Source organism: Streptomyces sp. CB09001 (genome assembly GCF_003369795.1).
Taxonomy (GTDB): domain Bacteria; phylum Actinomycetota; class Actinomycetes; order Streptomycetales; family Streptomycetaceae; genus Streptomyces.
Window position 1 is genome coordinate 3,219,822 of record NZ_CP026730.1, and the last position, 24,326, is coordinate 3,244,147.

At 71.2% G+C, this 24,326-nt stretch carries 24 protein-coding genes and 1 tRNA gene; 13 read left to right on the forward strand and 12 right to left on the reverse strand.

Translation table 11 applies throughout. The features are described 5' to 3' along the window. The first annotated feature begins 46 nt into the window (after window positions 1-46). The 3 genes from C4J65_RS14690 to C4J65_RS14700 all read left to right on the forward strand — a co-directional run bounded on the left by C4J65_RS14690 (window position 47) and on the right by C4J65_RS14700 (window position 1,975). Window positions 47-976, forward strand: a complete 930-nt coding sequence (locus C4J65_RS14690) for a metallophosphoesterase (RefSeq protein ID WP_115742816.1) — start codon at window positions 47-49, stop codon at window positions 974-976. A gap of 105 nt (window positions 977-1,081) precedes the next feature. Continuing rightward, window positions 1,082-1,834: a Pr6Pr family membrane protein gene (locus C4J65_RS14695; RefSeq protein WP_115742817.1), complete on the forward strand. Its 753-nt coding sequence runs from the start codon at window positions 1,082-1,084 to the stop codon at window positions 1,832-1,834. A gap of 67 nt (window positions 1,835-1,901) precedes the next feature. Continuing rightward, window positions 1,902-1,975: transfer RNA gene (locus tag C4J65_RS14700), tRNA-Pro, on the forward strand. Between the two features lie 526 nt (window positions 1,976-2,501). Here C4J65_RS14700 and C4J65_RS14710 read toward each other — a convergent pair. From C4J65_RS14710 to C4J65_RS36060, 4 genes are all read right to left on the reverse strand, one after another. Further along, a complete protein-coding gene (locus tag C4J65_RS14710; RefSeq protein WP_346265877.1) occupies window positions 2,502-2,927 on the reverse strand; it encodes a GNAT family protein in 426 nt (141 codons plus the stop codon). Between the two features lie 305 nt (window positions 2,928-3,232). Next, on the reverse strand, window positions 3,233-4,327 hold the full coding sequence (vanS-Sc, locus tag C4J65_RS14715) for a VanSc-type vancomycin resistance histidine kinase VanS (RefSeq protein ID WP_115742820.1): 1,095 nt from the start codon (window positions 4,325-4,327) through the stop codon (window positions 3,233-3,235). Next, the gene (vanR-Sc, locus tag C4J65_RS14720) at window positions 4,320-5,015 is read right to left on the reverse strand and encodes a VanSc-type vancomycin resistance response regulator transcription factor VanR (protein ID WP_115742821.1); all 696 of its coding nucleotides are present in this window, start codon (window positions 5,013-5,015) and stop codon (window positions 4,320-4,322) included. Before vanR-Sc ends, vanS-Sc begins: the two co-directional genes overlap by 8 nt. 76 nt (window positions 5,016-5,091) lie before the next feature. Then, complete coding sequence (locus tag C4J65_RS36060; RefSeq protein WP_162832942.1) at window positions 5,092-5,229, reverse strand: hypothetical protein; 138 nt, start codon at window positions 5,227-5,229, stop codon at window positions 5,092-5,094. Between C4J65_RS36060 and vanJ the strand changes: the two genes are divergently transcribed. The 5 genes from vanJ to vanX all read left to right on the forward strand — a co-directional run bounded on the left by vanJ (window position 5,214) and on the right by vanX (window position 10,357). Continuing rightward, a complete protein-coding gene (vanJ, locus tag C4J65_RS14725; protein ID WP_115746455.1) occupies window positions 5,214-6,224 on the forward strand; it encodes a teicoplanin resistance protein VanJ in 1,011 nt (336 codons plus the stop codon). The genes C4J65_RS36060 and vanJ overlap by 16 nt on opposite strands. 143 nt (window positions 6,225-6,367) lie before the next feature. Beyond that, window positions 6,368-7,591, forward strand: a complete 1,224-nt coding sequence (locus tag C4J65_RS14730; protein WP_115742822.1) for a peptidoglycan bridge formation glycyltransferase FemA/FemB family protein — start codon at window positions 6,368-6,370, stop codon at window positions 7,589-7,591. A gap of 96 nt (window positions 7,592-7,687) precedes the next feature. Next, window positions 7,688-8,701: a D-lactate dehydrogenase VanH-Sc gene (gene vanH-Sc / locus C4J65_RS14735; protein ID WP_115742823.1), complete on the forward strand. Its 1,014-nt coding sequence runs from the start codon at window positions 7,688-7,690 to the stop codon at window positions 8,699-8,701. 10 nt (window positions 8,702-8,711) lie between these two features. Continuing rightward, window positions 8,712-9,752: a D-alanine--(R)-lactate ligase VanA-Sc gene (vanA-Sc, locus tag C4J65_RS14740; RefSeq protein ID WP_115746456.1), complete on the forward strand. Its 1,041-nt coding sequence runs from the start codon at window positions 8,712-8,714 to the stop codon at window positions 9,750-9,752. Then, window positions 9,749-10,357, forward strand: a complete 609-nt coding sequence (gene vanX, locus C4J65_RS14745; protein ID WP_115742824.1) for a D-Ala-D-Ala dipeptidase VanX — start codon at window positions 9,749-9,751, stop codon at window positions 10,355-10,357. Before vanA-Sc ends, vanX begins: the two co-directional genes overlap by 4 nt. A 41-nt stretch (window positions 10,358-10,398) precedes the next feature. Here the strand turns inward: vanX and C4J65_RS14750 are convergent, their stop codons facing one another. From C4J65_RS14750 to C4J65_RS14760, 3 genes are all read right to left on the reverse strand, one after another. After that, window positions 10,399-11,226 carry an MBL fold metallo-hydrolase gene (locus C4J65_RS14750; protein WP_115742825.1) on the reverse strand — a complete coding sequence of 276 codons (828 nt, stop codon included), beginning with the start codon at window positions 11,224-11,226 and terminating at the stop codon, window positions 10,399-10,401. 11 nt (window positions 11,227-11,237) lie between these two features. Next, a complete protein-coding gene (locus tag C4J65_RS14755) occupies window positions 11,238-12,110 on the reverse strand; it encodes a CPBP family intramembrane glutamic endopeptidase (protein WP_240330424.1) in 873 nt (290 codons plus the stop codon). A gap of 142 nt (window positions 12,111-12,252) precedes the next feature. Then, window positions 12,253-13,209, reverse strand: coding sequence for an alpha/beta fold hydrolase (locus tag C4J65_RS14760; protein WP_115742826.1), 957 nt, complete (start codon window positions 13,207-13,209; stop codon window positions 12,253-12,255). Window positions 13,210-13,273: 64 nt separating this feature from the next. Between C4J65_RS14760 and C4J65_RS14765 the strand changes: the two genes are divergently transcribed. Both C4J65_RS14765 and C4J65_RS14770 read left to right on the forward strand, forming a co-directional pair. Then, window positions 13,274-13,813: a helix-turn-helix domain-containing protein gene (locus C4J65_RS14765; protein ID WP_115742827.1), complete on the forward strand. Its 540-nt coding sequence runs from the start codon at window positions 13,274-13,276 to the stop codon at window positions 13,811-13,813. A gap of 104 nt (window positions 13,814-13,917) precedes the next feature. Next, window positions 13,918-14,403: a TrkA C-terminal domain-containing protein gene (locus C4J65_RS14770; protein ID WP_115742828.1), complete on the forward strand. Its 486-nt coding sequence runs from the start codon at window positions 13,918-13,920 to the stop codon at window positions 14,401-14,403. 40 nt (window positions 14,404-14,443) lie between these two features. On the opposite strand, the gene C4J65_RS14775 is transcribed toward C4J65_RS14770, so the two are convergent. The 3 genes from C4J65_RS14775 to C4J65_RS14790 form a co-directional block, all read right to left on the reverse strand. Next, entirely contained in the window at window positions 14,444-15,655 is a 1,212-nt protein-coding gene (locus C4J65_RS14775; RefSeq protein ID WP_115742829.1) for a cation:proton antiporter, read from the reverse strand. Window positions 15,656-16,280: 625 nt separating this feature from the next. Next, window positions 16,281-17,822: a potassium/proton antiporter gene (locus tag C4J65_RS14785; RefSeq protein WP_115742831.1), complete on the reverse strand. Its 1,542-nt coding sequence runs from the start codon at window positions 17,820-17,822 to the stop codon at window positions 16,281-16,283. A 72-nt stretch (window positions 17,823-17,894) separates the two neighbouring features. Further along, complete coding sequence (locus C4J65_RS14790) at window positions 17,895-18,185, reverse strand: DUF3040 domain-containing protein (RefSeq protein WP_115742832.1); 291 nt, start codon at window positions 18,183-18,185, stop codon at window positions 17,895-17,897. A gap of 372 nt (window positions 18,186-18,557) precedes the next feature. Between C4J65_RS14790 and C4J65_RS14795 the strand changes: the two genes are divergently transcribed. Beyond that, window positions 18,558-18,845, forward strand: coding sequence for a zinc-ribbon domain-containing protein (locus C4J65_RS14795; protein WP_115746458.1), 288 nt, complete (start codon window positions 18,558-18,560; stop codon window positions 18,843-18,845). Window positions 18,846-18,964: 119 nt separating this feature from the next. Continuing rightward, window positions 18,965-20,047, forward strand: coding sequence for a helix-turn-helix domain-containing protein (locus C4J65_RS14800; RefSeq protein ID WP_115742833.1), 1,083 nt, complete (start codon window positions 18,965-18,967; stop codon window positions 20,045-20,047). A gap of 39 nt (window positions 20,048-20,086) precedes the next feature. On the opposite strand, the gene C4J65_RS14805 is transcribed toward C4J65_RS14800, so the two are convergent. After that, the gene (locus C4J65_RS14805) at window positions 20,087-21,538 is read right to left on the reverse strand and encodes a flotillin family protein (RefSeq protein ID WP_115742834.1); all 1,452 of its coding nucleotides are present in this window, start codon (window positions 21,536-21,538) and stop codon (window positions 20,087-20,089) included. Window positions 21,539-21,639: 101 nt separating this feature from the next. Next, a complete protein-coding gene (locus C4J65_RS14810) occupies window positions 21,640-22,149 on the reverse strand; it encodes a hypothetical protein (protein ID WP_115742835.1) in 510 nt (169 codons plus the stop codon). Window positions 22,150-22,382: 233 nt separating this feature from the next. Here C4J65_RS14810 and C4J65_RS14815 point away from each other — a divergent pair, with 233 nt between their 5' ends. Continuing rightward, window positions 22,383-24,284, forward strand: coding sequence for an NAD(P)-binding protein (locus C4J65_RS14815; protein WP_115742836.1), 1,902 nt, complete (start codon window positions 22,383-22,385; stop codon window positions 24,282-24,284). Window positions 24,285-24,326 lie beyond the last annotated feature (42 nt).

Sequence of the window (24,326 nt, forward strand, 5' to 3'; positions counted from 1 at the left end):
CGGCCTCCCACCGCTGCTTCCCCGTCGCTTCTGAGACGATGGACGTATGCGCGCGCGATACGGAGTACCCCTGGGAATGACGGCGGTTGGCGCCGCCGGTCTGATCTACGCGGCGGGGGTCGAGCCCCGCTCCTTCCGCCTCCGGCGGGTGACGGTCCCCGTCCTCCCGTCCGGGATGCGTCCCCTGCGGGTGCTCCAGGTCTCCGACATCCACATGGTCGGCGGTCAGCGCAAGAAGCAGCGCTGGCTGCGGTCGCTGGCCGGGCTGCGTCCCGACTTCGTGATCAACACCGGCGACAACCTGTCCGACCCGGAGGGAGTCCCCGAGGTCCTGGACTCCCTGGGACCCCTGATGGAGTTCCCGGGCGCCTACGTCTTCGGCTCCAACGACTACTACGGGCCCCGGCCCCGCAACCCCGCCCGGTACCTGCTCGAGAAGGTCCAGGGCCGCCACGGCCTCAACGGCAACCCGCCCGTCGTCGGTGCCGTCCACAACCCGTGGGAGGACCTGCGTGACGGTTTCGACGCCGCGGGCTGGCAGAACCTGACGAACACCCGAGGCACGCTCAAGATCGAGGGCATGTCCGTCGAGCTGACGGGACTGGACGACCCGCACATCAAACGGGACCGGTACACGGAGGTGGCCGGCGGCCCGTCCCCCACGGCCGACTTCTCGATGGGCGTGGTCCACGCGCCGTACCTGCGCGTCCTGGACTCCTACACGGCGGACGGCTACCCCCTGATCCTGGCCGGCCACACCCACGGCGGCCAGCTGTGCATCCCCTTCTACGGCGCCCTGGTCACCAACTGCGACCTGGACACCGACCGCGTGAAGGGCCTGTCCACGCACACGTCCGACGGTCACACGGCCCACCTCCACGTCTCGGCCGGCTGCGGCGCGAACCGATACACCCCGTTCCGCTTCGCCTGCCCACCGGAGGCGACGCTGCTGACGCTGGTGGGCCGGGAGAGCTGACCGACCTCGGGGGGAGCCTGCGGGAGAATCCAGACGGTCGCCGGGGGGTAACCCACACGGCCCACCCACATAGCCCGCCATGTCCGGTCTGTCTACGTTGAGGTCATGACAGCCCCGATACCGCGGGACCTCCCGGACCTCCCCCCGATCCCGGGCCACGTCGTCCTGCCACCCACCGTCGTACCGGCCCGTGCCGTACTGATCCCGGCCCGCCGTCGCCCGGTCGCCGCCTTCCGTGGCCTGACCGCCCTGCTGGCCCTGACCGGCGTGGCGATCGAACTGCTCGCTGCCGGTATCCCGGCCACGACGGCCCTGAGCCACTTCACGATCCAGAGCGGCATCCTGCTGGCCCTGGTCATGCTCGCCTCCGCCCGGTGCGCCTGGTCCGCCCACCACCCCCTGCCGAGCGCCCTCACGGGTGCGGCCCTCTTCTACGTCATCGCCGCCGCCCTGGTCCACCACGTGCTCCTGGCGCACACGTCGAGCCCGTTCGCCACGCCCGACGGCACCGGCACGGCCTGGCAGACCGCCGCGACCCACATCCTCCACACGGCGGTACCGGTGGCCGCAGCCCTGGACTGGCTCCTCCTCACCCCCGCCGGCCGCCTGCACCTGCGCCAGGCCCCCGCATGGCTCCTGTACCCCCTGGCCTACCTGGCCTTCTCGCTGGCCCGCGGCGAGCTGCTCCTCCCCGGCACCCAGGGCCGCTACCTCTACCCCTTCCTCGACGTCGCCCAGCACGGCTACAAGATCGTCCTCGGCAACGCCCTCCTCATCGGCCTCGCCCTCTACGCCCTGGCCGTACTCCTCGTAGCCCTGGACCACATCCGCCCGGACCCGCTCCGCCGCCCCCGATAAACCGGATTTCGTCTCCGGCCACCGGTGGGCTAAAGTAAACGACGTCGCCGCGACGAGCAGCGACGATCGGGGTGTGGCGCAGCTTGGTAGCGCGCTTCGTTCGGGACGAAGAGGTCGTGGGTTCAAATCCCGCCACCCCGACAGTGAAGTACCAGGTGAGGCACCTACTCAATTGAGTAGGTGCCTCACCTGTTTCGTCTGCGTGTCCAGCTGCGTGACCAACGCTTCCCGCGTCCATGACCGCGACGACGTCATTGAGGCACCCGACCGGCGGTGAACCCCTCGCCGTCCTGGACGGGCTCACCCGGGCTTGCCAGCTCGCACAGCATCCTCCGGAGCTCCGCGCCGTCGAACGCTGCAGAGCTCCGTAGGACTTCGGCACCTCGCCAGTCCAGCCGAGAGGACCCAACAGCGCCGAAGCGGCTCAAGCTCAGTGCGGCAAACGTGCTGTCCTCGTCATAAGGGAGAACCATTGCCGCATCACCGAGAACCTCCAGCAGGCCCGCGAGCACTTCGACCTGTGTCCCGTAACCGGCCTCAGCGCCCAAGCCTTTTCCTCCTCTGCACCTGTCACCCTCCACAGCGTCAGCAGCTACTTGGCGCACCAGGGCGTGCGGCAACCAATCCTGAGGTACGCCCATCGCCCCTGCACCACCGTGTCGACGCTTCAGGCGGGGGCCTCAAAGACGAGTTCGAGACCGTCCTCTTCGTCCCACTGCTCGCCGACCTCGACGAAGCCGAAGCCCGAGATCGTGGCCAGGGACGCCACGTTGTCGGGGCTGACCGCCGCTCGTACGGTCGTGACCGCGGGTTCGGCTGCTGCCCGGCGAAGCAACTCGGTCAGTATGGATCGGGCGTATCCCTGGCGACGGAAGTCGGGAGCGACGGAGTAGCCGATCTCGACCATGCCGACCTCATCAGGAGGTCCGTGGAACCCGGCATGTCCCACGACGAGGTCCTTGTCGCCGACGACCGCCTGCCGCACCATCCACCGCGAGTGGTCGGGATCGGCGGCCATCTGGTCGAGCCGGAACCGCCACAGCCACCGTGCTCCGTCGGTCACGAAGTACTCGGTCAGCGGAACCCCGGCCATCCTGCCGGCTCCAGCCAGGTCTCCGTCCAGCAAAGCGGACATCACCCTGCCGGACAGTTCGACGAAGCGGATGCTTTTCGGGCTCCGTCTGAGCGGTTTCCGGTGATCGGCTTCATCTGTCACCCGCGGATACTCGCCGACTGACCCGACAGACGTCTACAGGTCAGCCGGAAGCTCAACGAGGCACCGGCGGTCCCGGAGAACAGCCGTCGACCGAGCCCCCGTCGGCTCAGGGACGGCGGCGGCCGCCCTTGACCCCGCTTATGACGCTGAGCCGGCGGGCGGCCCGGCGCGGTCTCCATGGCTCACCTGCCGGTGTGCGCCGAGGCCGCCGGTAGTTGCACCGTGACGCGGAGGCCGCCGGTGGGGCGTGGTGTGAGGGTGAGGGTGCCGTCGTGGGCCTCGGTGATGGTGTTGACGATGGCCAGGCCGAGGCCGACGCCCGGGTGGTCGGTGTGTACGCGTTCCGTGCCGCGTTGGAATGGTTCCGTGAGGGTCGAGGCCTGGCGGGGGCTGATCAGGTCGCCGGTGTTCTCGACGACGAGCCGCGTGGTGTGAGGGCCGGGGGTGGTGTGGATCCAGACTCTGCCCCGGCCGGGGAGGTTGTGGACGATCGCGTTGTGGACGAGGTTCGTGGTGAGTTGAAGGAGGAGGGCCGGTGATCCGAGGGCGGGGGTCACGTCGCCGCTGGTTTCGAGGGTGACGCCGTGCTTCTCCGCGAAGGGGAGCAGGGTCTCGGTGGCTTCCTCCGCGAGGAGGGACAGGTCGACCTGTTCCCGGGTGAAGGAGCGCTGGCCAGCGCGGCTGAGCAGGAGCAGGGCCTCCGTGAGGTCGATCGCCCTGGTGTTCACGGCGTGGAGGCGGTCGATGATCTCGCCGGGGTCCTGGTGCGGGTCGGTGCGGGCCACGTCGAGTATGGCCTTCGAGACGGCCAGCGGGGTGCGCAGCTCGTGCGAGGCGTTGGCCGCGAAGCGCCGCTGTTCGGCCACGTGGTCTTCTAGGCGGGCGAGCATCTCGTCGAAGGCGTCGGCCAATTCGCGGTATTCGTCCCTGCGACCCGGCAGCCGGATGCGGTGGGAGAGGGACCCGGTCGCGGCCGTGCGGGTGGCTTCGGTGATCCGGTCCAGGGGAGCGAGCATGCGTCCGGCGAGGAGCCATCCGCCCACGAGGCCGAACACCAGGAGGAACGCCATGACCCAGGCTGCCGTCGGGGCGAAACTGCGGAGGAAGATCGTGCCCGGGGTCGCTCTCACCGCCCCCCATTCATTGGTGATCAACCACCCCTGTCGCACGAGGAACACCCCCACGGCTACGAGCAGCAGAGCACCCGCGAGCATGAGGAATCCCGCGTAGCTGAGGGTGAGCTTCAGGCGGACGCTCAGGCCGGGCCGCCTATCCACGGTCGCCGCCCACCGACTCGGTGACGGGTGCCGTGTCGATGCGGTAGCCGACGCCCGGCACGGTGGCGATGATCCACGGTTCGCCGAGGCGCTTGCGCAGGGCCGAGACGGTGATGCGGACGGCGTTGGTGAAGGGGTCGGCGTTCTCGTCCCATGCGCGTTCCAGGAGTTCCTCAGCGCTGACGACACCGCCCTCGGCGGCTACCAGCACTTCGAGTACCGCGAACTGCTTCCTGGTCAGCGCGACGTAGCGGCCACTCCGGTAGACCTCCCTGCGGAACGGGTCGAGGCGCAGGTCGGCGACCTCCCGCACCGGAGGCCTGCTGTGGGCGCGCCTGCGGTCGAGTGCCCGGAGCCTGAGCGCGAGCTCCTGCAGTTCGAACGGCTTGGTCAGGTAGTCGTCGGCGCCGAGTCCGAAGCCGGAGGCCTTGTCGTCGAGGCGGTCGGCCGCGGTGAGCATGAGGATCGGCATGCCACTGCCGGAGGCGACGATGCGTTCGGCGATCTCGTCACCGGACGGGCCGGGGATGTCACGGTCGAGCACCGCGATGTCGTAGGCGTTGACGCTCAGCAGCTCGAGCGCGGTGTCGCCGTCGCCTGCGATGTCGGCCGCGATGGCCTCCAGGCGCAGGCCGTCGCGGATCGCCCCCGCCAGGTAGGGCTCGTCCTCGACAATCAGCACACGCATGGTGTCGAGGTTACGAGTCGCCACATATCGTCGGCATATCGAAAACCGCATACGTGCCGACAACACCGCGCCGCCTTCACTGGGCGTATGCGTCAGACCTCGCCACCGGCACCACCAGTACCGTCGGCCCCAGCAGTCCCACCACCGCCGGCCACAGCGACACCTGCACCTTCACCGGCACCGGCACCGGCACCGGCACTGAGACGGCTTTCACGGGCGGCGCTCCGCGGCGCCGTACGGCCGGAGCTCTGGAAGCGTGCGCCGGTGCTCACGGTGTCGGCGCTGCTGCTGGGCCTCGTGATGATGCTGCACGCGGAGATTCCGAACCGGTTCGGGTCCGTCGGCAGCCTGGTCGAGACCTTCCTGCCGTGGTTCGGCCTGTTCGTCCCCGTGCTGGCCGCCGGAGCGCTGTGGCGCCGCTCCCCCGCCGCGGTGACCGCGCTGGTGCTGCCGGTCACCGTGTGGCTGAGCCTCTTCGGCGGGCTGCTCGGCGACAAGTCCGGCTCGGGTGGCGACCTCACCATGGCCTCCCACAACGTCGGCGCCGAGAACCGGGACCCGGCCGGCACCGCCCGCGACCTGGCCGCTTCCGGAGTGGACGTGCTGGCGCTGGAGGAGATCACCGCACAGGACCGGGGTGTGTACGAGAAGGGGCTGGCCAGGGAGTACCCGTGCCACACGGTGCAGGGCACGGTCGGGGTGTGGAGCAAGCTGCCGCTGTCGGGCACACGGCCGGTCGACATCGCGACGGACTACGGGCCGCTGGCGGACACCAAACCGGCCGACGTCACGATGGCCGGCAACCGGGCGCTGCGCACCACGGTGGCCACGGACAAGGGCCCGCTGGTCGTGTACGTGGCCCACCTGGGCTCCGTACGGCTCACTCCCCGGACGGGATTTTGGACCGACTCCCGCGACCGGAACGCGCAGGCACTCGGCGAGGTCCTCGCCGCCGACCGCAGTGAGCGGGTCGCGCTGCTCGGCGACCTGAACGGCACCGTGGACGACCGCGCGTTGGCGGGCATCACCTCGCAGTTGCACTCGGTCCAGGACACGGCCGGGGACGGGTTCGGCTTCAGCTGGCCGGCGAAGTTCCCGGTGGCGCGGATCGACCAGATTCTGGTGCGCGGCGTGAAGCCGACCGATTCGTGGACGCTGCCCGCCACCGGCAGCGACCATCTGCCCGTGGCGGCCGGGGTCAGCTGGTGAGTCTGGTTGGCCTGGTGAGCATCGTCTGACGGGCAGGGCGCGGTCGGCCCTGCCCTGCCCTGCCCTGCCCTGCCCGGAACATATCGTCGGCGTATCGAAAACCGCATACGCGTCGGCAACACCCCGCCGCCTTGACTGGTGGCATGGCCTACAGCGAACCAGTACGAACAGCGGCCCCGACGCGGCCGACCGTCCGGCCGATCAGCGCTGCCGAGCACCTGGCGTTCGTGCGGGCACAGCGTTCGGTCAGCTTTCTGCAGACTCCGGCCTGGGGGCGGGTCAAGACCGAGTGGCGCAGCGAGTCCCTGGGCTGGTACGACGGCGGGCGGCTGGTCGGTGCCGGGCTCGTCCTGCACCGGCCGGTGCCACGGCTCGAGCGCTTCACGCTGGCCTATCTGCCCGAGGGCCCGGTCATCGACTGGACCGGCGACATCGCCGCGTGGCTCGATCCGCTGGCCGCGTATCTCAAGGCGCGCGGCGCGTTCGCGATCCGGCTCGGTCCGCCGGTGTGCACGGACGTCTGGAGCGCCGACGAGATCAAAGAAGGCATCGCCGATCCGGACACGCGGCGGCTCACCGCACTGCCCACCCGGTGGACCGATCCGGTCGGCGCCCACGTGACCGGCCGGCTCAGGGACACCGGCTGGCTGCCACAGAGCCCGGAGGACGGCTTCGGGGTCGGCCATCCGCAGTTCAAGTACGAGGTCCCCCTGGCCGGAAGAACCGAGGACGACCTGCTCAGAGGCATGAACCAGCTCTGGCGGCGCAACATACGGAAGGCAGCCAAGGAGGGCGTCGAGGTCACGCTCGGGAATGCCACGCTCGGAGATGCCAAGGTCGGGGAGTCGGCGGGCGGGGATGTCACGGTCGGAGAGCCGGCGGTCACGGACGACGTGAAGGCGTTCCACGACCTCTACGTCCACACCGCCGAGCGCGACCGCTTCACGCCCCGGCCGCTGCGCTACTTCGCGACCATGTTCGCCGTGCTCGGTGCCGAGGACCCCGAGCGAATCAAGCTCTACCTGGCCCGCCACCGGGGCGACCTGGTCGCCGCCACCGTCATGGTCCGCGTCGGCACCCACGCGGTGTACGCCTACGGCGCCTCGTCCACCGGGAAGCGCGAGGTGCGTGGCTCCAACGCCTGCCAGTGGGCGATGATCCGCGACGCGCTCGCCGCCGACTGCGACGTCTACGACCTGCGCGGCATCACTCCGACCCTCGACGCGGACGACCCCCACGTCGGGCTGATCCAGTTCAAGGTCGGCACCGGCGGTCGGGCGGTGCGGTACGTGGGCGAGTGGGACCTGCCGCTGCGACCGCTGGTGTACAGGACCTTCGACCTCTACATGAAGCGACGTGGGCGATGAGCGATCTCCAACCCGGACTTACCGATCGGTAATATATCGTCAGGATATCGAAAAGTGCATACGGGACGGCAACACAGAGGCGCGTTGAATGGAGACATGACCTTCTCCACGACCTCCTCGATCCCTCCCCCGCCAACGTTCCTTCCGACAACGGGACTCACGGTTTACGGCTGCGGGCAGGACGAGGCCGTCTTGTTCCGTCGGTCGGCGCCGCATTTCGGCGTCGAGGCGACTCTCACGGAGGCCGCCGTATCCGAAGAAAACGTCGAACTGGCGGCCGGAAACCAATGCATCAGCATCGGGCACAAGACCCCGGTCACACCTGCCACCCTCCGCGCACTCCACCGAGTCGGCGTGACGTACATATCCACTCGGAGTATCGGCTACAACCACATCGACGTGGAATACGCGACCGGTATGGGGATATCCGTCGAGAACGTCGTCTACTCCCCCGACAGCGTGGCCGACTACACCCTGATGCTCATGCTGATGGCGGTGCGCAACGCGAAATCCACCGTCCGCCGCGCGGAGCTGCACGACTACCGGCTGAACGAGGTACGCGGGAAGGAGCTGCGCGACCTGACCGTCGGGGTGATCGGAACGGGGCGCATCGGTGCGGCGGTCGTGGACAGGCTGCGGGGTTTTGGCTCCCGCGTACTGGCCCACGGAAATCGGCCCACCGTCGCGGCAGATTACGTCTCTCTCGACGAGTTGCTGCGGTCGAGCGACATCGTGTCGCTTCATGTACCGCTGACCCCGGAGACGCATCACCTCCTCGAGCAGCGACGTATCCGGCGGATGAAAAGGGGCGCGTTCGTCATCAATACCGGCCGTGGCCCACTCATCGACACCGAGGCACTGGTCCCGGCGTTGGAGAGCGGCAGATTGAGCGGTGCGGCGCTGGATGTCATCGAGGGCGAGGAAGGAGTCTTCTACGCCGACTGCAGAAACAGAACCATCGAAAGCACATGGCTGCCGCGGCTGCAGAAGATGCCGAACGTACTCATCAGCCCGCACACCGCCTATTACACCGACCACGCCCTGAGGGACACGGTCGAGAACTCCATCATCAACTGCCTGAATTTCGGAAGCAGGAAACAGCATGGCTGAGTCGGACAAGTTGGCCAGGTTGAAGGTCGGCATCGTATTCGGGGGCTCTTCCGAAGAACACGCCGTATCCGTCAAGTCGGCCCAGGAGGTCGCACGCAACCTCGACACCGAGAAGTACCAGCCCTTCTTCGTGGGGATCACGAAGGACGGTGCCTGGAGGCTCTGCGACGGTCCCGGCCCGGACTGGGAGAACGGCGACTGCCGTCCGGTCGTGCTGTCACCGGACCGGAGCGTGCACGGGCTGCTCGTCCTGGATCAGGGGCGGTACCGGACGGTCCGCCTGGACGTCGTCCTTCCCGTCCTGCACGGCACCCTCGGCGAGGACGGTGCGACGCAGGGGTTGCTGGAGCTCTCCGGCATTCCGTACGTGGGCTGCGACGTCCAGAGCTCCGCCCTGTGCATGGACAAGTCCCTCGCGTACGTCGTCGCCAGGAGCGCCGGGATCGCCACACCGGACTTCTGGACCGTGGCGGGGGACGAGACCATCGATCCCGACCGGCTCACGTATCCCGTCTTCGTGAAGCCGGCCCGTTCGGGGTCGTCCTTCGGCGTCAGCAAGGTGTCCCGGCCGGAAGACCTGGCAACCGCGGTGGAGTCCGCCCGGCGGTACGACACGAAGGTGCTGATCGAAGCGGCCGTCGTCGGCAGCGAGATCGGCTGCGCCATCCTGGGGAACGACCCCGACCTGATCGCGGGCGAGGTGGACCACATAGCTCTCTCCCACGGATTCTTCCGGATCCACCAGGAGGAGGAGCCCGAGAGCGGCTCGGAGAACTCGACGCCGGTCGTTCCCGCCGACATCCCGGCGGAGAAGCGGTCGCTCGTCCAGGAGACCGCGAAGGCCGTGTACCAAGCCCTGGGATGCCGGGGGCTGTCCCGGGTGGACATGTTCCTCAAGGAGGACGGGGAAGTCGTCCTCAACGAGGTCAACACCCTGCCCGGCATGACCTCGTACAGCCGCTATCCGAGGATGATGGCGGCCGCGGGCCTGCCGCTCTCCGAGGTGATCGACCGGATGCTGTCCCTGGCGTTGACAGGGAAGCTCCGATGACCGGGGACTTCGCCTTCGTGGACGAGCTGGTGTCCGGAATCCGGTGGGACGCCAAGTACGCCACCTGGGACAACTTCACCGGCAAACCCGTGGACGGATACCTGGCGAACCGGATCGTCGGCACGAAGGCCCTGTGCGCGGCTCTGGGAAAGGCACAGGAGCGGGCCGAAACACTCGGCTTCGGGCTGCTCCTCTGGGACGGCTACCGCCCGCAGCGCGCCGTGGACTGTTTCCTCCGCTGGTCACAGCAGCCGGAGGACGGCCGGACGAAGGCCCGGCACTATCCCAACATCGGCAGGGCCGAGATGTTCGACAAGGGGTACGTGGCCGCCAGGTCCGGGCACAGCCGCGGCGGCACCGTGGACTTGACGCTGTATCACCTGACTACCGGTGAACTGGTGGCCATGGGCGGCGACCACGACCTCATGGACGCGATATCGCATCACAACGCCCAAGAAGTCTCGCGGGTCGAGGCGGCCAACCGCCGGCATCTGCGCTCGATCATGGCTGCCTGCGGTTTCGTCTCCTACGACTGCGAGTGGTGGCACTACACGCTGAGGGAGGAACCGCACCCGGACACGTACTTCGACTTTCCGGTCGCGTAGGCGTGCAGCCGAGCAGCCGGGCCGAGCGAGCCGGGCCGCGCTCAGGCCACCACGAAGGTGCGGCCGGGCGCCGCGTACTCCACCGGGCCCGCGTAGCGCGTCGCCGCCCGGTCGAGAGCGGCCGACGGCTCCAGGAACGGGCCGAGATGGGTGACGACCAGGCGGTGCGCACCGGCGGTAGCAGCGGTCGTACCCGCCTGCTCCGGAGTGTGGTGCACCGCCTCGGTGCCGTCCGGTGGCGCCTGCGCGGAGTCGGCCTCGCACAGCAGCACCGTGCAGTCGTCGGCGAGCGCGGTGAGCGCCTCGCAGGGGGCGCTGTCCCCGGAGTAGGCGAGACAGGCACCGTCCTCGGTCTCGACGCGGACCCCGAAGGCGGGCATCCCGTGCGACACGGCGCGGCTGGTGAGCGTGAGGCCGCCGATCCGGACGCGGTGACGGTCGTGGAGTTCGACGACCCGGAAGGCGTCCTCGACCGGGCTCCGCCGCGGGCCGTTGGTGAGGAAGCCGGCGAGTCGGTCGGCGATGCCGGGCGGAGCCAGCAGGGGGACGGGGGCGGCGAGTTCGACGTCCGCGTACAGCAGGCCGTAGTACGCGGTCAGCAGGTCGGAGCAGTGGTCCGCGTGCAGGTGGGAGATCCAGATGGCGTCGAGCTGGTCCAGGCGTATGTGCTCGCGCAGCGCGCCGAGCGTCCCGCTTCCGGCGTCCATCCACAGTCGGGCGTCCCTGCCACCGCCACCTCGATCGCCACCGACGCCGACACCTCGATCGCCTACGCCTCCGCCCTCGACGAGGTACCCCGAGCAGGGATTCCCTGCCCGGGGGTACGGACTCGCGCTGCCGAGGACCGTGAAGCGGAGATCGTCCGTCATGGTCGCGGAGTTTACGGGCGTCGCCGTCCCGTGCGGTGGGTGAGCAGGAGCGCCGTCACCGTGAGGCTCTGGATGCCGAGGGTCATGGCCTGCACCTCCGGCTCCTCCACGGCGAGCAGGATCATCGTCGCGTTGACCGCGAAGTGCACCGCGATCGAGGCGACGATGCCGGCTCGCTCGTAGGCGGCGGTGACCAGCATGGCCATCGGGATGTTGCTGACGACGAACAGGACACCGCTCGGGGTAGCGAGGCCCAGGTCGTGCTGGACGGTGCCGTCGATGAAGAAGAGCGGGAGGTGCCACACGGCCCAGGTGACGCCCAGGACCAGACAGACCTGGAGGGTGCCCAGCTTCTCGCGCAGCCTCGGGTAGGCGGTGCCCCGCCAGCCCGGCTCCTCGGACAGCGGGCCGCTGACCAGCATGCCGACGAGGAACGCGGCGGGCCCGCCGAAGTCGTCGACGGCGTCCTTCGCCACGTCCATGCCCAGCTCGGGGCCGCCCGCACGGCTCGCCAGCAGGGCGGCGGCCAGTACGGTCGCCGAGCCCAGTACCAGCAGCAGTACGGCCTTGAGCAGGAGTGCCGCCCGGAAGGGGACCACGTGCTCCGGGACCGGTTCGCCGCGTCGGCGGCGGCGCACGCGGATGACGAGGGCGCCTATCAGGGGGCCGAAGGCGCCGAGCATGTAGGGGGCGTTGGCGGCTTCGTTCGTCTCCGTGCCGCCCAGCGCGATCGCCGTACCCCAGGAGAGCCAGCTCACGGCGAAGGCGATGACCATGAAGAGGGTCAGGTCGGCGCGGTAGTGGCGGCCGGGAGCCGGTGCGGCGGCGGTGTGAACGGATGCGCCGAGTGAGGTGCCCTGCGACACAGTTCCTGAAGTGAGCATGCCAAACCTTCGATTGTCCGTGGTGACGGGTCACGCGGCTGATGAGTGACGCGTGTGATGGGTGACGCGTGTGATGGGTGACGTGCGTGATGTGTGACGGGCGTGATGTGTGACGGGCGCGCCCGACGTTGATTCGTCGAGGTCAGGAGCGGGTCGTACGCCGCTTCTCCGCGGGGGCGCCCGAGGGCTCGCCCAGGCGGGTCCGGAGCCAGGTCGCGACGAGGGCGAGCAGCTCCGGGTCGACCGGTTCGCGCAGGAGGCGACGGTAGGCACGGAGCGTGGGCCGGCCCGTGTCGCGGCGCAGTACATGGGTCAGGTCGGGGACGCGGTGGATCTCGGTGTCGCCGCCGGGCACCAAGCGCCGGATCTCGTCCAGGTCGGCGGGAGGCACCTGGATGTCCTTGTCGCCGGTGACGGCGAGCACGGGGACCGCGGCCGGGACGGCGGCCAGGTCGTCACGGGTGTCGTGGACGAGCATCTCGCGCATCCAGCGGGCGTTGACCCGGAGACCGGCGATGCGCGCCACGTCGGTGCGGGTGCGCTTGACGCGGGCCAGGACGCGCTCGCCCAGAGCGCCCAGCGGGCGGCGCAGGAGGCGGACCGGGGCGGGCATGCCCCCGAGGACCGACGCCGCCTGCCAGCGGAAGGCCGCCTCACCCTCGCGGGCGAACCCGGCCAGCAGTACCGCCGCCGCCACCTCCTGCCGGGCGGCGAGGGACATCGCGTGCAGCGCGCCTTCGCTGTGGCCGACGACGCCGACGGCGTCGGGGCGTATGTCGGGGTGCGCGGCCAGAGCGCGCAGGGCGGCGCCGGCGTCGCGGCGGTTGTCGGTGAAGCCGCTCTCCTCCCAGACGCCGGGCGTGGCACCCGCGCCGCGCCGGTCGTAGCGCAGCGTGGCGAGGCCCGCCGCGGCCAGGGTGTCGGCCAACGGGCGCCCGAGGTTCAGCGGCAGCCTGGGCGTGTTGCCCTCGCGGTCCAAGGGGCCCGAGCCGTGCAGCAGGAGGACGGCGGGGTGCGGTCCGGGGCCGGCGGGAAGGCTCAGAGTGCCGGCCAGCGAGGTCCCGTCGTCCGCGGTGACCGTCAGGTCGGTTTCGGGCAAGGCTCCGCCTCTCTCGATTTCTCTCAACTACGAGAACGTTATCAGATGTGAGAACATGAGCCTCATGGCTACCTCGAATCTCCTTCTCCACCCGGTCCGCATGCGCATCCTCCAAACCCTGGTCGGTGCCGGTGAACTGACCACGGCTCAGCTGCGCGAACGGCTCCCCGACGTCTCGCCCGCGTCCATGTACCGGCACATGGCCACCCTCACCGAGGCCGGTGTCCTGGAGGTGAGCCAGGAGAGACGTGTACGCGGCACCGTCGAGCGCAGTTACCGGGTGCGCCAGGACGAGGCCCTGGTCGACGAGGATGCCCGCGCCGCCATGACCAAGGACGACCACCGGCAGGCCTTCACCGTCTTCACCGGCGCCCTCATGGCCGACTTCGACCGCTACCTCTCCCGCGACGACACCGAGCCCGTCCGCGAAGGCGTCCTCTATCGGCAGGGCGCGGTCTGGCTGAGGGACGAGGAGTTCACCGAACTCGTCGCGGAGCTTGAGGCCGTGGTCGCCCGTCGCACCGGGCACCGACCGGACGACGGCCGCGTCCGCCACCTCATCAGTCTCGTCGTCATGCCGGACAAGGAGGGCGGTCCGGCGTAAGGGACCCGTATGGGAGTGGCACGGGGTGGTGGCGCCCGGCCGGGCAGGACCTAGGGTGTCCCGGGTTGCCGGAAGGACTGGCCCGGGGAGACAGGGAGGCGGCCGTGGGTGCTGCGCGTACGAGCAGGACACCGTTGCCGGGGATAGGGGTGCGCTACGACCTGGTCACCCGGGAGCGGCGCCGGCTGTCGGTGGTGGCTGAGCCTGCCGGGGCGCGGACGCTGAGCGCGTACCGCAAGGACGACCCGGACGACGCCGCGCTGTCGGTGCGGCTGGACGCGCAGGAGGCGGCCCTGGTCGTCGATGCGCTCAGGCCCGCCCATCACAGCCCGAGCCTGCTGTCGACGACCGAACTGGGGCTGGTCGCGGAGCGGATCGGGCTCTCGACCGCGTCGCACTGGAACGGGCGCCTGCTGGGCGACACCCGCACCCGTACCGAGACCGGGGTGTCCATCGTCGCGGTGCTGCGGCGCACCGAGGCGCTCCCGTCCCCGGGGCCGGACTTCCGGCTGGCCGGCGGCGACACGCTGATCGTGATCGGGACCCGCGAGGGTGTCGACACGGCCGCGGAGATCCTCGGGCGGGAGTGAGCCCAGCCCCCGCGTCGGTGCGCGTGCCGCCGCCCCGCCCTCACACGTTGGCGTGCGTCGACTCCGCGGGAGTGGACGCGGCGACGGGCGCACCCTTGCGGGGGCCGCGGGTGAGGCGGCGGGCGAGGGGCTCGGTGAAGCGGGCCGTGAGCGGGCCGAGTACGACGAGGATGAGGACGTACGCCGTCGCCAGCGGGCCGATACGGGGCTCGACGCCCACCGCGAGCCCGGCGATGACGATCGAGAACTCGCCGCGGGCCACCAGCGTGCCGCCCGCCCGCCAGCGGCCCGCGCCGCGCAGGCCGGCGCGGTGGGCGGCGTACCAGCCGGTGGCGACCTTGGTGAGGGCGGTGACGGCGGCGAGGAGCAGGGCCGGGACCAGGACCGGCGGGATGTCGGCCGGGTTGGTGGACAGCCCGAAGAAGACGAAGAAGACGGCGGCGAACAGGTCGCGCAGCGGGGTGAGGAGGCTGCTGGCGCCCTCGGCGACCTCGCCGGACAGGGCGATGCCGACGAGGAAGGCGCCGACCGCCGCCGAGACCTGGAGCTCCTGGGCGAGGCCCGCCACCACGAGGGTCAGGCCGAGAACCACCAGCAGGAGCGTTTCCGCACTGTCGGAGGAGACCGCGCGGCTGATCAGCCGCCCGTGGCGCAGCGCGAGGTACAGGACGGCACCGACGGTGCCCAGGGAGATCAGCAGGGTGACGGTGCCGCCGGCCAGGCTGACGCCGGCGAGCAGGGCCGTGAGGATCGGCAGGTAGACGGCCATGGCGAGGTCCTCGATGACGAGGACGCCGAGGACGACGGGGGTCTCGCGGTTGCCGAGCCGGCCCAGGTCGCCGAGGACCTTGGCGATCACGCCGGAGGACGAGATCCAGGTGACGCCCGCGAGCGCGACGGCGGCCACCGGGCCCCAGCCCAGGACCAGTGCCGCTACGGCGCCGGGTACGGCGTTCAGGACGAAGTCGACCGCGCCGGAGGGGTATTGGGTCTTGAGGTTGGTGACCAGTTCGGAGGCGCTGTACTCGAGGCCGAGGAGGAGCAGGAGCAGGATGACGCCGATTTCCGCGCCCGTGGCGGTGAACTCCTCGCTCGCCTGCAGGGGCAGGATGCCGCCGTGGCCGAAGGCGAGGCCGGCCAGCAGGTAGAGGGGGATGGGCGAGAAGCCCACGCGGCCGGCGATGCGGCCGAGGACGCCCAGGGCGAGGATGATCGCTCCGAGTTCGATGAGCACGGCGGTCGTGTTGTGCACGGGCGTCTGTCCTCCGGGGTGGGTCGGTGGCGGGCGGGTGCGCGGGGCCGCGGGGCGTGTCGTGCGCGGGTGCGGGTGCGGGTGGGAGTGCGGGGTGGGAATGCGGTGCGGGGTCCGTCCGTGATCGGTGCGGGTACGTGGTTGGTGGGGGGTGCGTGGTCGGTGGGGGGTGCGTGGTCGGTGCGGGGAGCGTGGTTGGTGCGGGCCGGGTGGGCGCGGGCCGGGTGGGTGCGCCGCCCGGCTTTGCGGGGTGCCTCCCCCAGTGCCTGAACGGCCTGGGAGCTACCCCCGCCGCCCACCCGTGCCGCCCCGGCGGCACGACTCCCCGCAGCTGCGGCGGGGGGACTGCTGCCCTCAGCTGACTGGGGGTGACTGGCCGCAGGTGCGGGCGCGTGGGTGCGTCAGGATTCGGGGACGCTGTCTCGGGCCGTGTTGTCGATGCGTACGGGGTTCACGGGGTCGGTGGGGCCGACGGTCGGGGCGGCTCGGTGCGTCTGGTGCATCCGGCTTGCCCCCGTCTCCTCGAACTGCCGTACCCTCTGGGTGAACTGAGCGCCCGTCCGCTCGACGAAGCATCACGGAACGAAGCATCACGGCGCGGTAAAGAAGTTTACCGCATCACTTATTACGCATTGTGATGCTTTTCGGGGTGCATGGGGAGCAATGGCTCCGCCTCCGGAGCGCCGTGCTCGCCGAGCCAGCGGGCCAGTTTGCCGCGGCGGCCGACGGCGCGCAGTCGGCGTTCCGCCGCCTCCCGGACCTGGGGTGTGGTGATGAGCAGCAGTTCGTCACCAGCGCGCAGCACGGTGTCGCGGTCGGGTACGAGACTGGCGCCGTCGCGGACGACGAGGGTGACGGCCGTCGGGTGCGGCAGCCGCAGTTCGAAGACGGTGACGCCGTGCAGCCGCGACCCCGCCGGGACGGACACCGTGAGCAGGTCGGCGTCCAGGACGTCGAGCGGCGCCGTCTCGACCTGGATCTCGCGCAGCGCGTCCGGACGGGTCACCCCCGTCCACCGGGCCACGGCGGGCAGCGTGGGCCCCTGGAGCAGGGTGAAGAGGACGACGAGCACGAACACGATGTTCAGGGCGTCGCGCGCACCGGTCACCCCGGCCACGACCGGGAAGGTCGTGAGCACGATGGGGACCGCGCCGCGCAGACCGGCCCAGGAGATGAAGACCTGCTCACGCCAGGGCACGCGGAACGGCAGCAGGCAGAGCAGCACCGACACCGGCCGGGCGAGCAGCAGCAGGACCAGGCCGACGACCAGGGCCGGGAGGATCGCGGAGGGCAGTTCGCTCGGGTCGACGAGCAGGCCGAGCATGACGAACAGCCCGATCTGGGCCAGCCATCCGACGCCCTCGGCGAAGGAGCGGGTGGCCGCGCGGTGGGGCAGCTTGGCGTTGCCGAGAACGAGCCCGGAGAGGTAGGCGGCGATGATGCCGCTGGCCCCGAGGGCTCCTGCGGCGGCGAAGGCGATGACGCCGAAGCCGACGGTGGCCAGCGGGTACAGGCCGGTCGCGGGCAGGGCGATGTGCCGCAGCGCCGCGACGCCCAGGCGGCCGATCACCACGCCCAGGACTCCGCCGACCACGAGCTGGAAGAGGAGGTTGCCCACGACGGGGAGCGGTCCCGGCAGGTCGGCGGTGGTGGAGAAGAGCAGGACCAGGATGATGGTGGGCGCGTCGTTGAAGCCCGACTCGGCCTCCACCAGCACGCTGACCTTGCGCGGCAGCGGCAGGGCGCGCAGTACGGCGAAGACGGCGGCGGCGTCGGTGGAGGAGACGATCGCCCCGATCAGCAGGGCCAGCCGCCAGTCCATCCCCAGCAGCCAGTGGGCGCCCGCCGCGGTCACCACGACGGAGATCGCCACGCCCACCGTGGCGAGCACGCCGGCCGGGGCGAGCAGCCGCCGTACGTCGCTCCACCGGGTGGTCAGGCCGCCCTCGACCAGGATGAGCGCGAGGGCGGCCGCGCCCAGGGCCTGGGCCAGCTGGGCGTCGTCGAAGCGCAGGCCGAGACCGTCCTCGCCCGCGACGAGCCCGACGCACAGGAACAGCAGCAGGCTGGGCAGGCCGACGCGGTGGGCGGCGCGGGCCGCGGCGATGCTGGCCAGCAGTACCGTGCCGCCGATCAGCAGCATCACGTACAGCTCGGACAGGGTCATCGGACGCGCCCCGGGCCGTACGCGTCCGCGTCCGCCGCCCCGTACGCGTCCGCCACCCCGTACGCGCCGGGGTCAGGACCCGGAGGGCGGGGACCGGGTGCCGCGCTCGCGCCGGTGCGGGTCGAAGAGTTCACCGGCGATGCCGGCGAAGACCAGCCCGGCAGCGATGAGCAGCCCGTGGGCCAGGAACATGCCGGCGGCCAGCGCGCCCAGGGCGACGGCGAGCAGCAGCCAGGCCCGGTGGTACCGGCACTCGCGCGGGCGGCAGGGACGGCCGTCGGCGAAGGCCCGGGCGAACTGGGGATCCTCGCGGTGCAGGCGGGACTCGATGTCGCTGAGCCTGCGGTCTTCGGGTACGGGCATGGGGTCCTCCTCCCGACGCGGGGCCCTGGGCGGGCGACGCGGTCAGTGGGGCGGGCCATGTGCTCTCCTTGCGGGGTGGGACATCACGATCACACCAGGACGTAGCGGCCGGGTTGGGGGAGTGGGCTCCAGACTGGCCCGCGCGGGCCCGTCCGGGCCATCCGGGGCGGCACCCAAATACGGCGGCGTGCGACCTGTAGTCCACGTGTACGTGGGGTCTGCGTGTACGTGGGGTCTACGCACATGTGAGGTCGACGTGTACTCGGCGCCCACGTGTACGTGGCGGTGAAGCCGCGAGCGGCCGAGGCGCGGCCGGGGGAAGATCTGGGTGTCCTGCGCGCTCGCGGGGGGCCGACCGGGAAGGACCAGCTCGTGATCATTTTTGGCACCAAGGGATACCTCTACCAACTCGCGATACTGACCCTGGTGTGCGGCCGGTGCGGCAACCCCGCCGCGCACACGCTCAGGAAACGCGTCACGAAGTTCACCCTGTTCTTCGTGCCGCTGTTCCCCTTCTCGACGAAGTACGCGACCCAGTGCACCTTCTGCGGCGCCGAGCAGCAGGTGACCAGGGAGCAGGCGGAGCAGCTCCAGGCGCAGGAGGCCGGCGGCGGTCAGGCGTACGGGCCGTCCGGTCAGCAGCCGTACCAGCGGCCTTAGGGGCCGGCGGAGGTTAGCGGCTGCCCCCTGCCTTCCGCGTTGCCGGTTTCCGGCAGCGTTGACTACCCTCACGTTGCCGGACACCGCGCACCGGGCGTGAACGGCAGGGGAGGCGCGGGGTGACGGACCTGCAGACGGAGCAGCGGGAGACGTACCTGGCCGGGTACGCCGAGATTCTGGCGGGCGTCGCCGACACGGGGCGCCGGCCGACCCGGGACGAGCTGGAGGAGCGCAGGCTCTTCGGCGAGCAGGCCGCAGAAGCCGGACACAGCCTGCGCAGTCTCGTGCGGCTGCACCTGGACGCCACGCGCACGTCCTGGCCCGGCCGCGGTGCGACGGTCTCCGGCGCCGACGTCACGGGCACCGTGCTCGCCGCCGTCGCCCAGGCCGTGGACGCCTTCGCCGAGGGCTACGAACGCGCGCAGCGGCTCGCCGTACGCCAGGAGGAGGCCGCGCGACGGGAGTTCATCGACGACCTGCTCTACGGGCGCAGCGATCTCGGCCGCCTCGCCGAACGGGCCGAGCGCTTCGGGCTCGTCCTCTCCCGCGACCACGCCGTCGCGGTGGCCCAGGGCCCCGAGGCGTACGACGACACCGCCCCGGTCACGCGGGTCGTGGAGAGCGCGCTCATCTCCCGTTTCGGCGACCGACGCGTCCTGATCACCACCAAGAACGGGCAGTTGATCTGCATCGCGCCCGGCGACCAGGACGACGTGCTGTCCTTCTTCGCCAAACAGGCCTACGCCGCCACGGACGGCAACCGGGTGGCCATCGGGCGCCCGCAGAGCGGCGCGGGCGGCGTCGTGCACAGCTACGAGGAGGCGCTCAGCACCCTCGAACTCGCCGACCGGCTGGGCCTGGAGGAGCCCGTGGTGCGTGCCGCGGACATGCTGGTCTACCCGGTCCTCGCCCGGGACCGGCAGGCGATGGCCGACCTGGTGCTGAGCGTGCTGGGTCCGCTGCGCGAGGCCCGCGGCGGTGCCGAGCCGCTGCTGCGGACCCTGGAGGTGTACTTCGACGCCGGCTGCACCGCGGCCGAGGCCGCCCGGCGTCTCACGCTCAGCGTGCGGGCGCTCACCTACCGGCTGGACCGCATCCACCAGCTGACCGGGGCGAACGCCTCCGACCCGGTGCACCGCTACACGCTGCAGACCGCGGTCATCGGGGCCCGGCTGCTGGGGTGGCCCGCCCAGGAGATCTAGGCGGGCGGGCCGTCCCGGCAACCGGTCGACGTGGGTGCGTCAGTCCGTGATCTCCACCTTGCCGTTCTCGGTGGAGGCGTTGCCCGCCTCGCCCCTGGCCGTGATGCCCTTCAGCAGGGACGCCAGGTCGACGCCCGTGGTCGAGCCCAGCAGTTCCATGCCCTGCGCCACGTTGTCGGCGACCGTACGGGTGAGGCGGCTCGCGCCGTCCGTCGAGATGACCGTCATCCTGTCCACGGCCGCCAGCGGCTCGGACGCCTTCGCCACCACCTGCGGCAGCACCTCGACCAGCATCTGCAGCACGGCGGCGTCGCCGTACCGGTCGAACGCGTCGGCCTTCTTCTCCATCGCCTCGGCCTCGGCCGCGCCCTTGGCACCGATCGCGGCGGCCTCGGCGTCGCCCTCCAGCCGTACGGCGTCCGCCAGGGCGCTGCGCCGCTGCTTCTCGCCCTCACCGGTGAGCCGGGCCCGCTCGGCCTCCGCCTGGGCGGCGGCGATACCGGCGGCGCGCTCACCCTCCGCCTGCTTCACCCGCGCCACCCGGCGGGCCTCCGCCTCCTGCTCGGCGGCGTACCGCTGGGCGTCGGCGGGCTTGCGCACCTCGGTGTCCAGCTGGCGGTCCTTCAGCGCGGCCTGCCGCTCGGCGACCTTCTCCTGCTCGGCGAGGATGTCCTGCTGCCGGGCCGCCTCCGCGAGGGGACCCGAGGCGTTGGCGCGGGCCGCGGCCTGGTCGGTCTCGGCCTTGATCTCGGCCTGCTTCAGGTAGAGGGTCCGCTGGGCGACCGCGATCTCCTCCTCCGCCTTCAGCCGCGCCTGCTCGGCCGCCCGCCGGGCGACCGCCTCCGCGATGTCGGCCTCCTGCTTCGCGCGTGCCGCTTCGGGGCGGCCGAGGTCCTCCAGGTAGGAACCCTCGGTGGTGATGTCCTGGATCTGGAAGGCGTCGAGCACCAGGCCCTGTCCGGACAGGCTCGCCTCCGCCTCCTCGGCGACCTGGCCGGCGAACGCGGCCCGGTCCCGGATGACGTCCTCCACGGACATCCGGCCGACGATCGCGCGCAGTGCGCCGGACAGCACCTCCTGGGTGAAGCCGACGATGCCGTCCTGCTGCATCAGGAACCGCTGCGCGGCGGCCCGGATCGCGTCCTCCGTGCCGCCGACCTTGACGATCGCGACGCCTTCGAGATTGGCCTTCACCCCGCGCAGCGTCACCGCGCCGCGCACGGCGACCGGGATGTGCCGGGAGGAGAGGTCGAGCGTGAACCGCTGCTGCACGAACGGCACGACGAACACACCGCCGCCCACCACGACCTTCTGGCCGCTGTTGTCGGTGAACACGCGGCCCGTCTCCGGATCGGTGGACCTCTTGCCGCGCCGCCCGGTGACGATGAACGCCTCGCTCGGACCGGCCACCTTGTAGCGGCTCACCACCACCAGGGCGAGCAGCACCAGGAGTACGACGACTCCCACCACCGCGATGACGACAGGACTCATGACAACGCCCCCGAATCACACAGAGAGAACAGCGAGAACAGCGAGAAGACAGAGAACACAGAAAGCAGAAGACGAGAGAGAAGGCGGAGACGGCGCGGACCTCAGCGGTCCACCGGGCGCACCACCACCGACGTCCCGGTCGGTACCCCCTCGACCCACACCTCGACGCCCCGCGCCAGCGGCACCGTGCTGCGCGCCGCGCACTTCAGCGGCTGCCCGGCGAGCCGGAGCAGGACCTCGCCGTAGCCGTCCGCCGGGATGGCGGTCACGACTTTGCCGGACGTGCCGAGGAGGTCGTTGGTACGAGGCGTGACGGCGGTCTGGTCGCGCATCAGGGCGCGGCCGAAGCGGTACGTCAGCCAGCCGGCCCCCACTCCGGCGACCGCGCCGACGCCGGCGGCGCCCGCGGGACCGGTCCAGCCGGTGCCGAGGGCGATGGCGCCACCGAAGCCGGTCATCGCCACGAACCCGGCGACGACCGGCAGCGACAGCCACCCCTCCAGGACGCCGTCCAGCACTCCGTCGAAGGCGCCTTCCAGCAGTCCGTCGAAGACCAGCGACAGGGCGAGCAGCACGACCCCCGTGATACCCAGCCCGAGAAACCAGGCCATGCGTGCCGTCCCCCTCCCGCCCGTCGCTGAGCTTCGGTGAGATGCATCGTCACATGCGGCGCGGCAGCCGGTCATTGCCGCGTTCCGGCAATCTTTACGCGTCTTTGATGCCGCCCTCGATCTCTTCCGGCGCTCCTGGAACCGCTCCCGGTGCCTGTACTGTCCTTCTCCAAATGGGGACTCATACGGGGAGCGTTCCGAACCAGGTTCCGCAGGGCGACGGGTACGCGCACATGGTGGTGTGCGGCGACGACGGACTGGCCCATCGGCTGGCCGCCGAACTGCGCGGCGTCTACCGCGAACAGGTCACCCTCGTCGTCCCGCCCGCCGGGCGTCGGGTGCGTCAGCCGGTGGTCGGGCGGGCCCGGGCCGCCTCGGCGGCACTGCTGGACATGGTCAACGCGGCCGTCAACCGGACGGGCAGCGGTGATTCGGGCGGCGCCGACCGCGAACTCGACGCCACCGAGCCGACCGAGGACGTACTCGCGGACGCCGGCGTCGAGCGGGCCACCGCGCTGGCCCTCGTGTACGACGACGACGAGACCAACATCCGCGCCGCTCTGACCGCCCGTCGGCTCAACCCACGGCTGCGGCTGGTCCTGCGTCTGTACAACCGGCGCCTGGGCCAGCACATCGAGGAACTCCTCGACCAGAGCGCGACCTTGGCGACGGGCAGCAGTCCCGGGACCGGCTCCGGGTCCGGGGCCGGGTCCGGGGCCGGGGCCGGGTCCACGACCGTCCTGTCCGACGCCGACACCGCCGCTCCCGCGCTGGCGGCCACCGCCCTCGTCGGCACCAGCAAGGTCGTCGAGACGGACGGTCTGCTGCTGCGCGCCGTCGAACGCAATCCACCCCGGCCCGGCGAGGTGGCCGATCCGGGACTGTGCACCCTGGCACTGCTGTCCGCGACCAGCAACGATCCGGCCGGTGCTGACGGTTCGGAGGAAAGCGGCGAGCACGGGCCGCAACTGCTGCCCGACGCGGCGGCGGTGGAGGCGGCCACCGGACGCGGGACGGTGGCCCTGGAGCACGTGTCGTACTCCGGGCCGCCGCTGCCCGCCGGGCGGGCCGGTGTGCCCGCCTTCGGCGAACTGTTCTCGCGTCGGCTGCGGTGGTCGCTGGCCGGTCTGGCGGCGTGCGTGGTCGCCCTCGCCGTGGCACTGATGGTGGCCACCGGCGATCACCCGCTGCACGCCACGTACGTGACACTGCTCGACCTGTTCTCCATCAACGAACCCGCGCACAACAAGGACACCGGACGTCAGATCCTCCAGCTCCTCTCCGGGTTCGTCGGACTGCTGCTGCTGCCCGTCCTGCTGGCCGCCGTGCTGGAGGCTCTCGGAACCTTCCGCAGCGCGTCGGCTCTGCGGAAGCCGCCGCGCGGGCTCGGCGGGCATGTCGTCCTGCTGGGCCTCGGCAAGATCGGCACCCGCGTCCTGACCCGGCTGCGGGAGATGGACATCCCCGTGGTGTGCGTCGAGGCCGACCCCGAGGCACGCGGCATGGCGACCGCGCGGCGGCTGCGAGTGCCGGTGGTGCTGGGGGACGTCACCCAGGAGGGCGTCCTGGAGGCCGCCAAGATCCACCGGGCGCACTCGCTGCTCGCCCTGACCAGCGTGGACACGACCAACCTGGAGGCGGTGCTGTACGCGCGGTCCGTACGGTCGCGGCTGCGGGTGGTGCTGCGCCTGTACGACGACGACTTCGCGACCGCCGTGTACCGCACCCTGCGGGCCGCCCACCCGGGCGCGCTCACCCGCAGCCGGAGCGTGACGCACCTGGCGGCGCCGTCCTTCGCCGGGGCGATGATGGGCCGCCAGATCCTCGGGGCGATCCCCGTCGAACGGCGGGTGCTGCTGTTCGCGGCGGTGGAGGTGGCGGGGCATCCCCAGCTGGAGGGGAAGACGGTCGGGGAGGCGTTCCGGGCGGGGGCGTGGCGGGTGCTGGCGCTCGAGGTCTCCGACGGTGGGCGGGGCGAGGGTGGTGCGCCGGAGAGGGCGCGGGAGTCGCGGTTGGTGTGGGAGCTGCCCGACACGTATGTCCTGCGGGGCTCGGACCGGGTGGTGCTGGCGGCGACTCGGCGGGGGCTGGCGGAGTTGCTCGGGCGGCGGGCGCGGCAGCGGACGGATGTGTAGGGGCGCCGCCCCTACGACCCCGCCAGGGGGCTCCGCCCCCTG

What these genes read in the sequence shown, in the direction of transcription:
- C4J65_RS14690 (WP_115742816.1), top strand. Translation starts at nt 47, where the DNA reads ATGCGCGCGCGATACGGAGTACCCCTGGGAATGACGGCGGTTGGCGCC.
- C4J65_RS14695 (WP_115742817.1), top strand. Translation starts at nt 1,082, where the DNA reads ATGACAGCCCCGATACCGCGGGACCTCCCGGACCTCCCCCCGATCCCG.
- C4J65_RS14710 (WP_346265877.1), bottom strand. Translation starts at nt 2,927, where the DNA reads ATGGCCGGGGTTCCGCTGACCGAGTACTTCGTGACCGACGGAGCACGG.
- vanR-Sc (WP_115742821.1), bottom strand. Translation starts at nt 5,015, where the DNA reads ATGCGTGTGCTGATTGTCGAGGACGAGCCCTACCTGGCGGGGGCGATC.
- C4J65_RS14730 (WP_115742822.1), top strand. Translation starts at nt 6,368, where the DNA reads ATGGCCTACAGCGAACCAGTACGAACAGCGGCCCCGACGCGGCCGACC.
- vanH-Sc (WP_115742823.1), top strand. Translation starts at nt 7,688, where the DNA reads ATGACCTTCTCCACGACCTCCTCGATCCCTCCCCCGCCAACGTTCCTT.
- vanX (WP_115742824.1), top strand. Translation starts at nt 9,749, where the DNA reads ATGACCGGGGACTTCGCCTTCGTGGACGAGCTGGTGTCCGGAATCCGG.
- C4J65_RS14750 (WP_115742825.1), bottom strand. Translation starts at nt 11,226, where the DNA reads ATGACGGACGATCTCCGCTTCACGGTCCTCGGCAGCGCGAGTCCGTAC.
- C4J65_RS14755 (WP_240330424.1), bottom strand. Translation starts at nt 12,110, where the DNA reads ATGCTCACTTCAGGAACTGTGTCGCAGGGCACCTCACTCGGCGCATCC.
- C4J65_RS14765 (WP_115742827.1), top strand. Translation starts at nt 13,274, where the DNA reads ATGGCTACCTCGAATCTCCTTCTCCACCCGGTCCGCATGCGCATCCTC.
- C4J65_RS14785 (WP_115742831.1), bottom strand. Translation starts at nt 17,822, where the DNA reads ATGACCCTGTCCGAGCTGTACGTGATGCTGCTGATCGGCGGCACGGTA.
- C4J65_RS14790 (WP_115742832.1), bottom strand. Translation starts at nt 18,185, where the DNA reads ATGCCCGTACCCGAAGACCGCAGGCTCAGCGACATCGAGTCCCGCCTG.
- C4J65_RS14805 (WP_115742834.1), bottom strand. Translation starts at nt 21,538, where the DNA reads ATGAGTCCTGTCGTCATCGCGGTGGTGGGAGTCGTCGTACTCCTGGTG.
- C4J65_RS14810 (WP_115742835.1), bottom strand. Translation starts at nt 22,149, where the DNA reads ATGGCCTGGTTTCTCGGGCTGGGTATCACGGGGGTCGTGCTGCTCGCC.
- C4J65_RS14815 (WP_115742836.1), top strand. Translation starts at nt 22,383, where the DNA reads ATGGTGGTGTGCGGCGACGACGGACTGGCCCATCGGCTGGCCGCCGAA.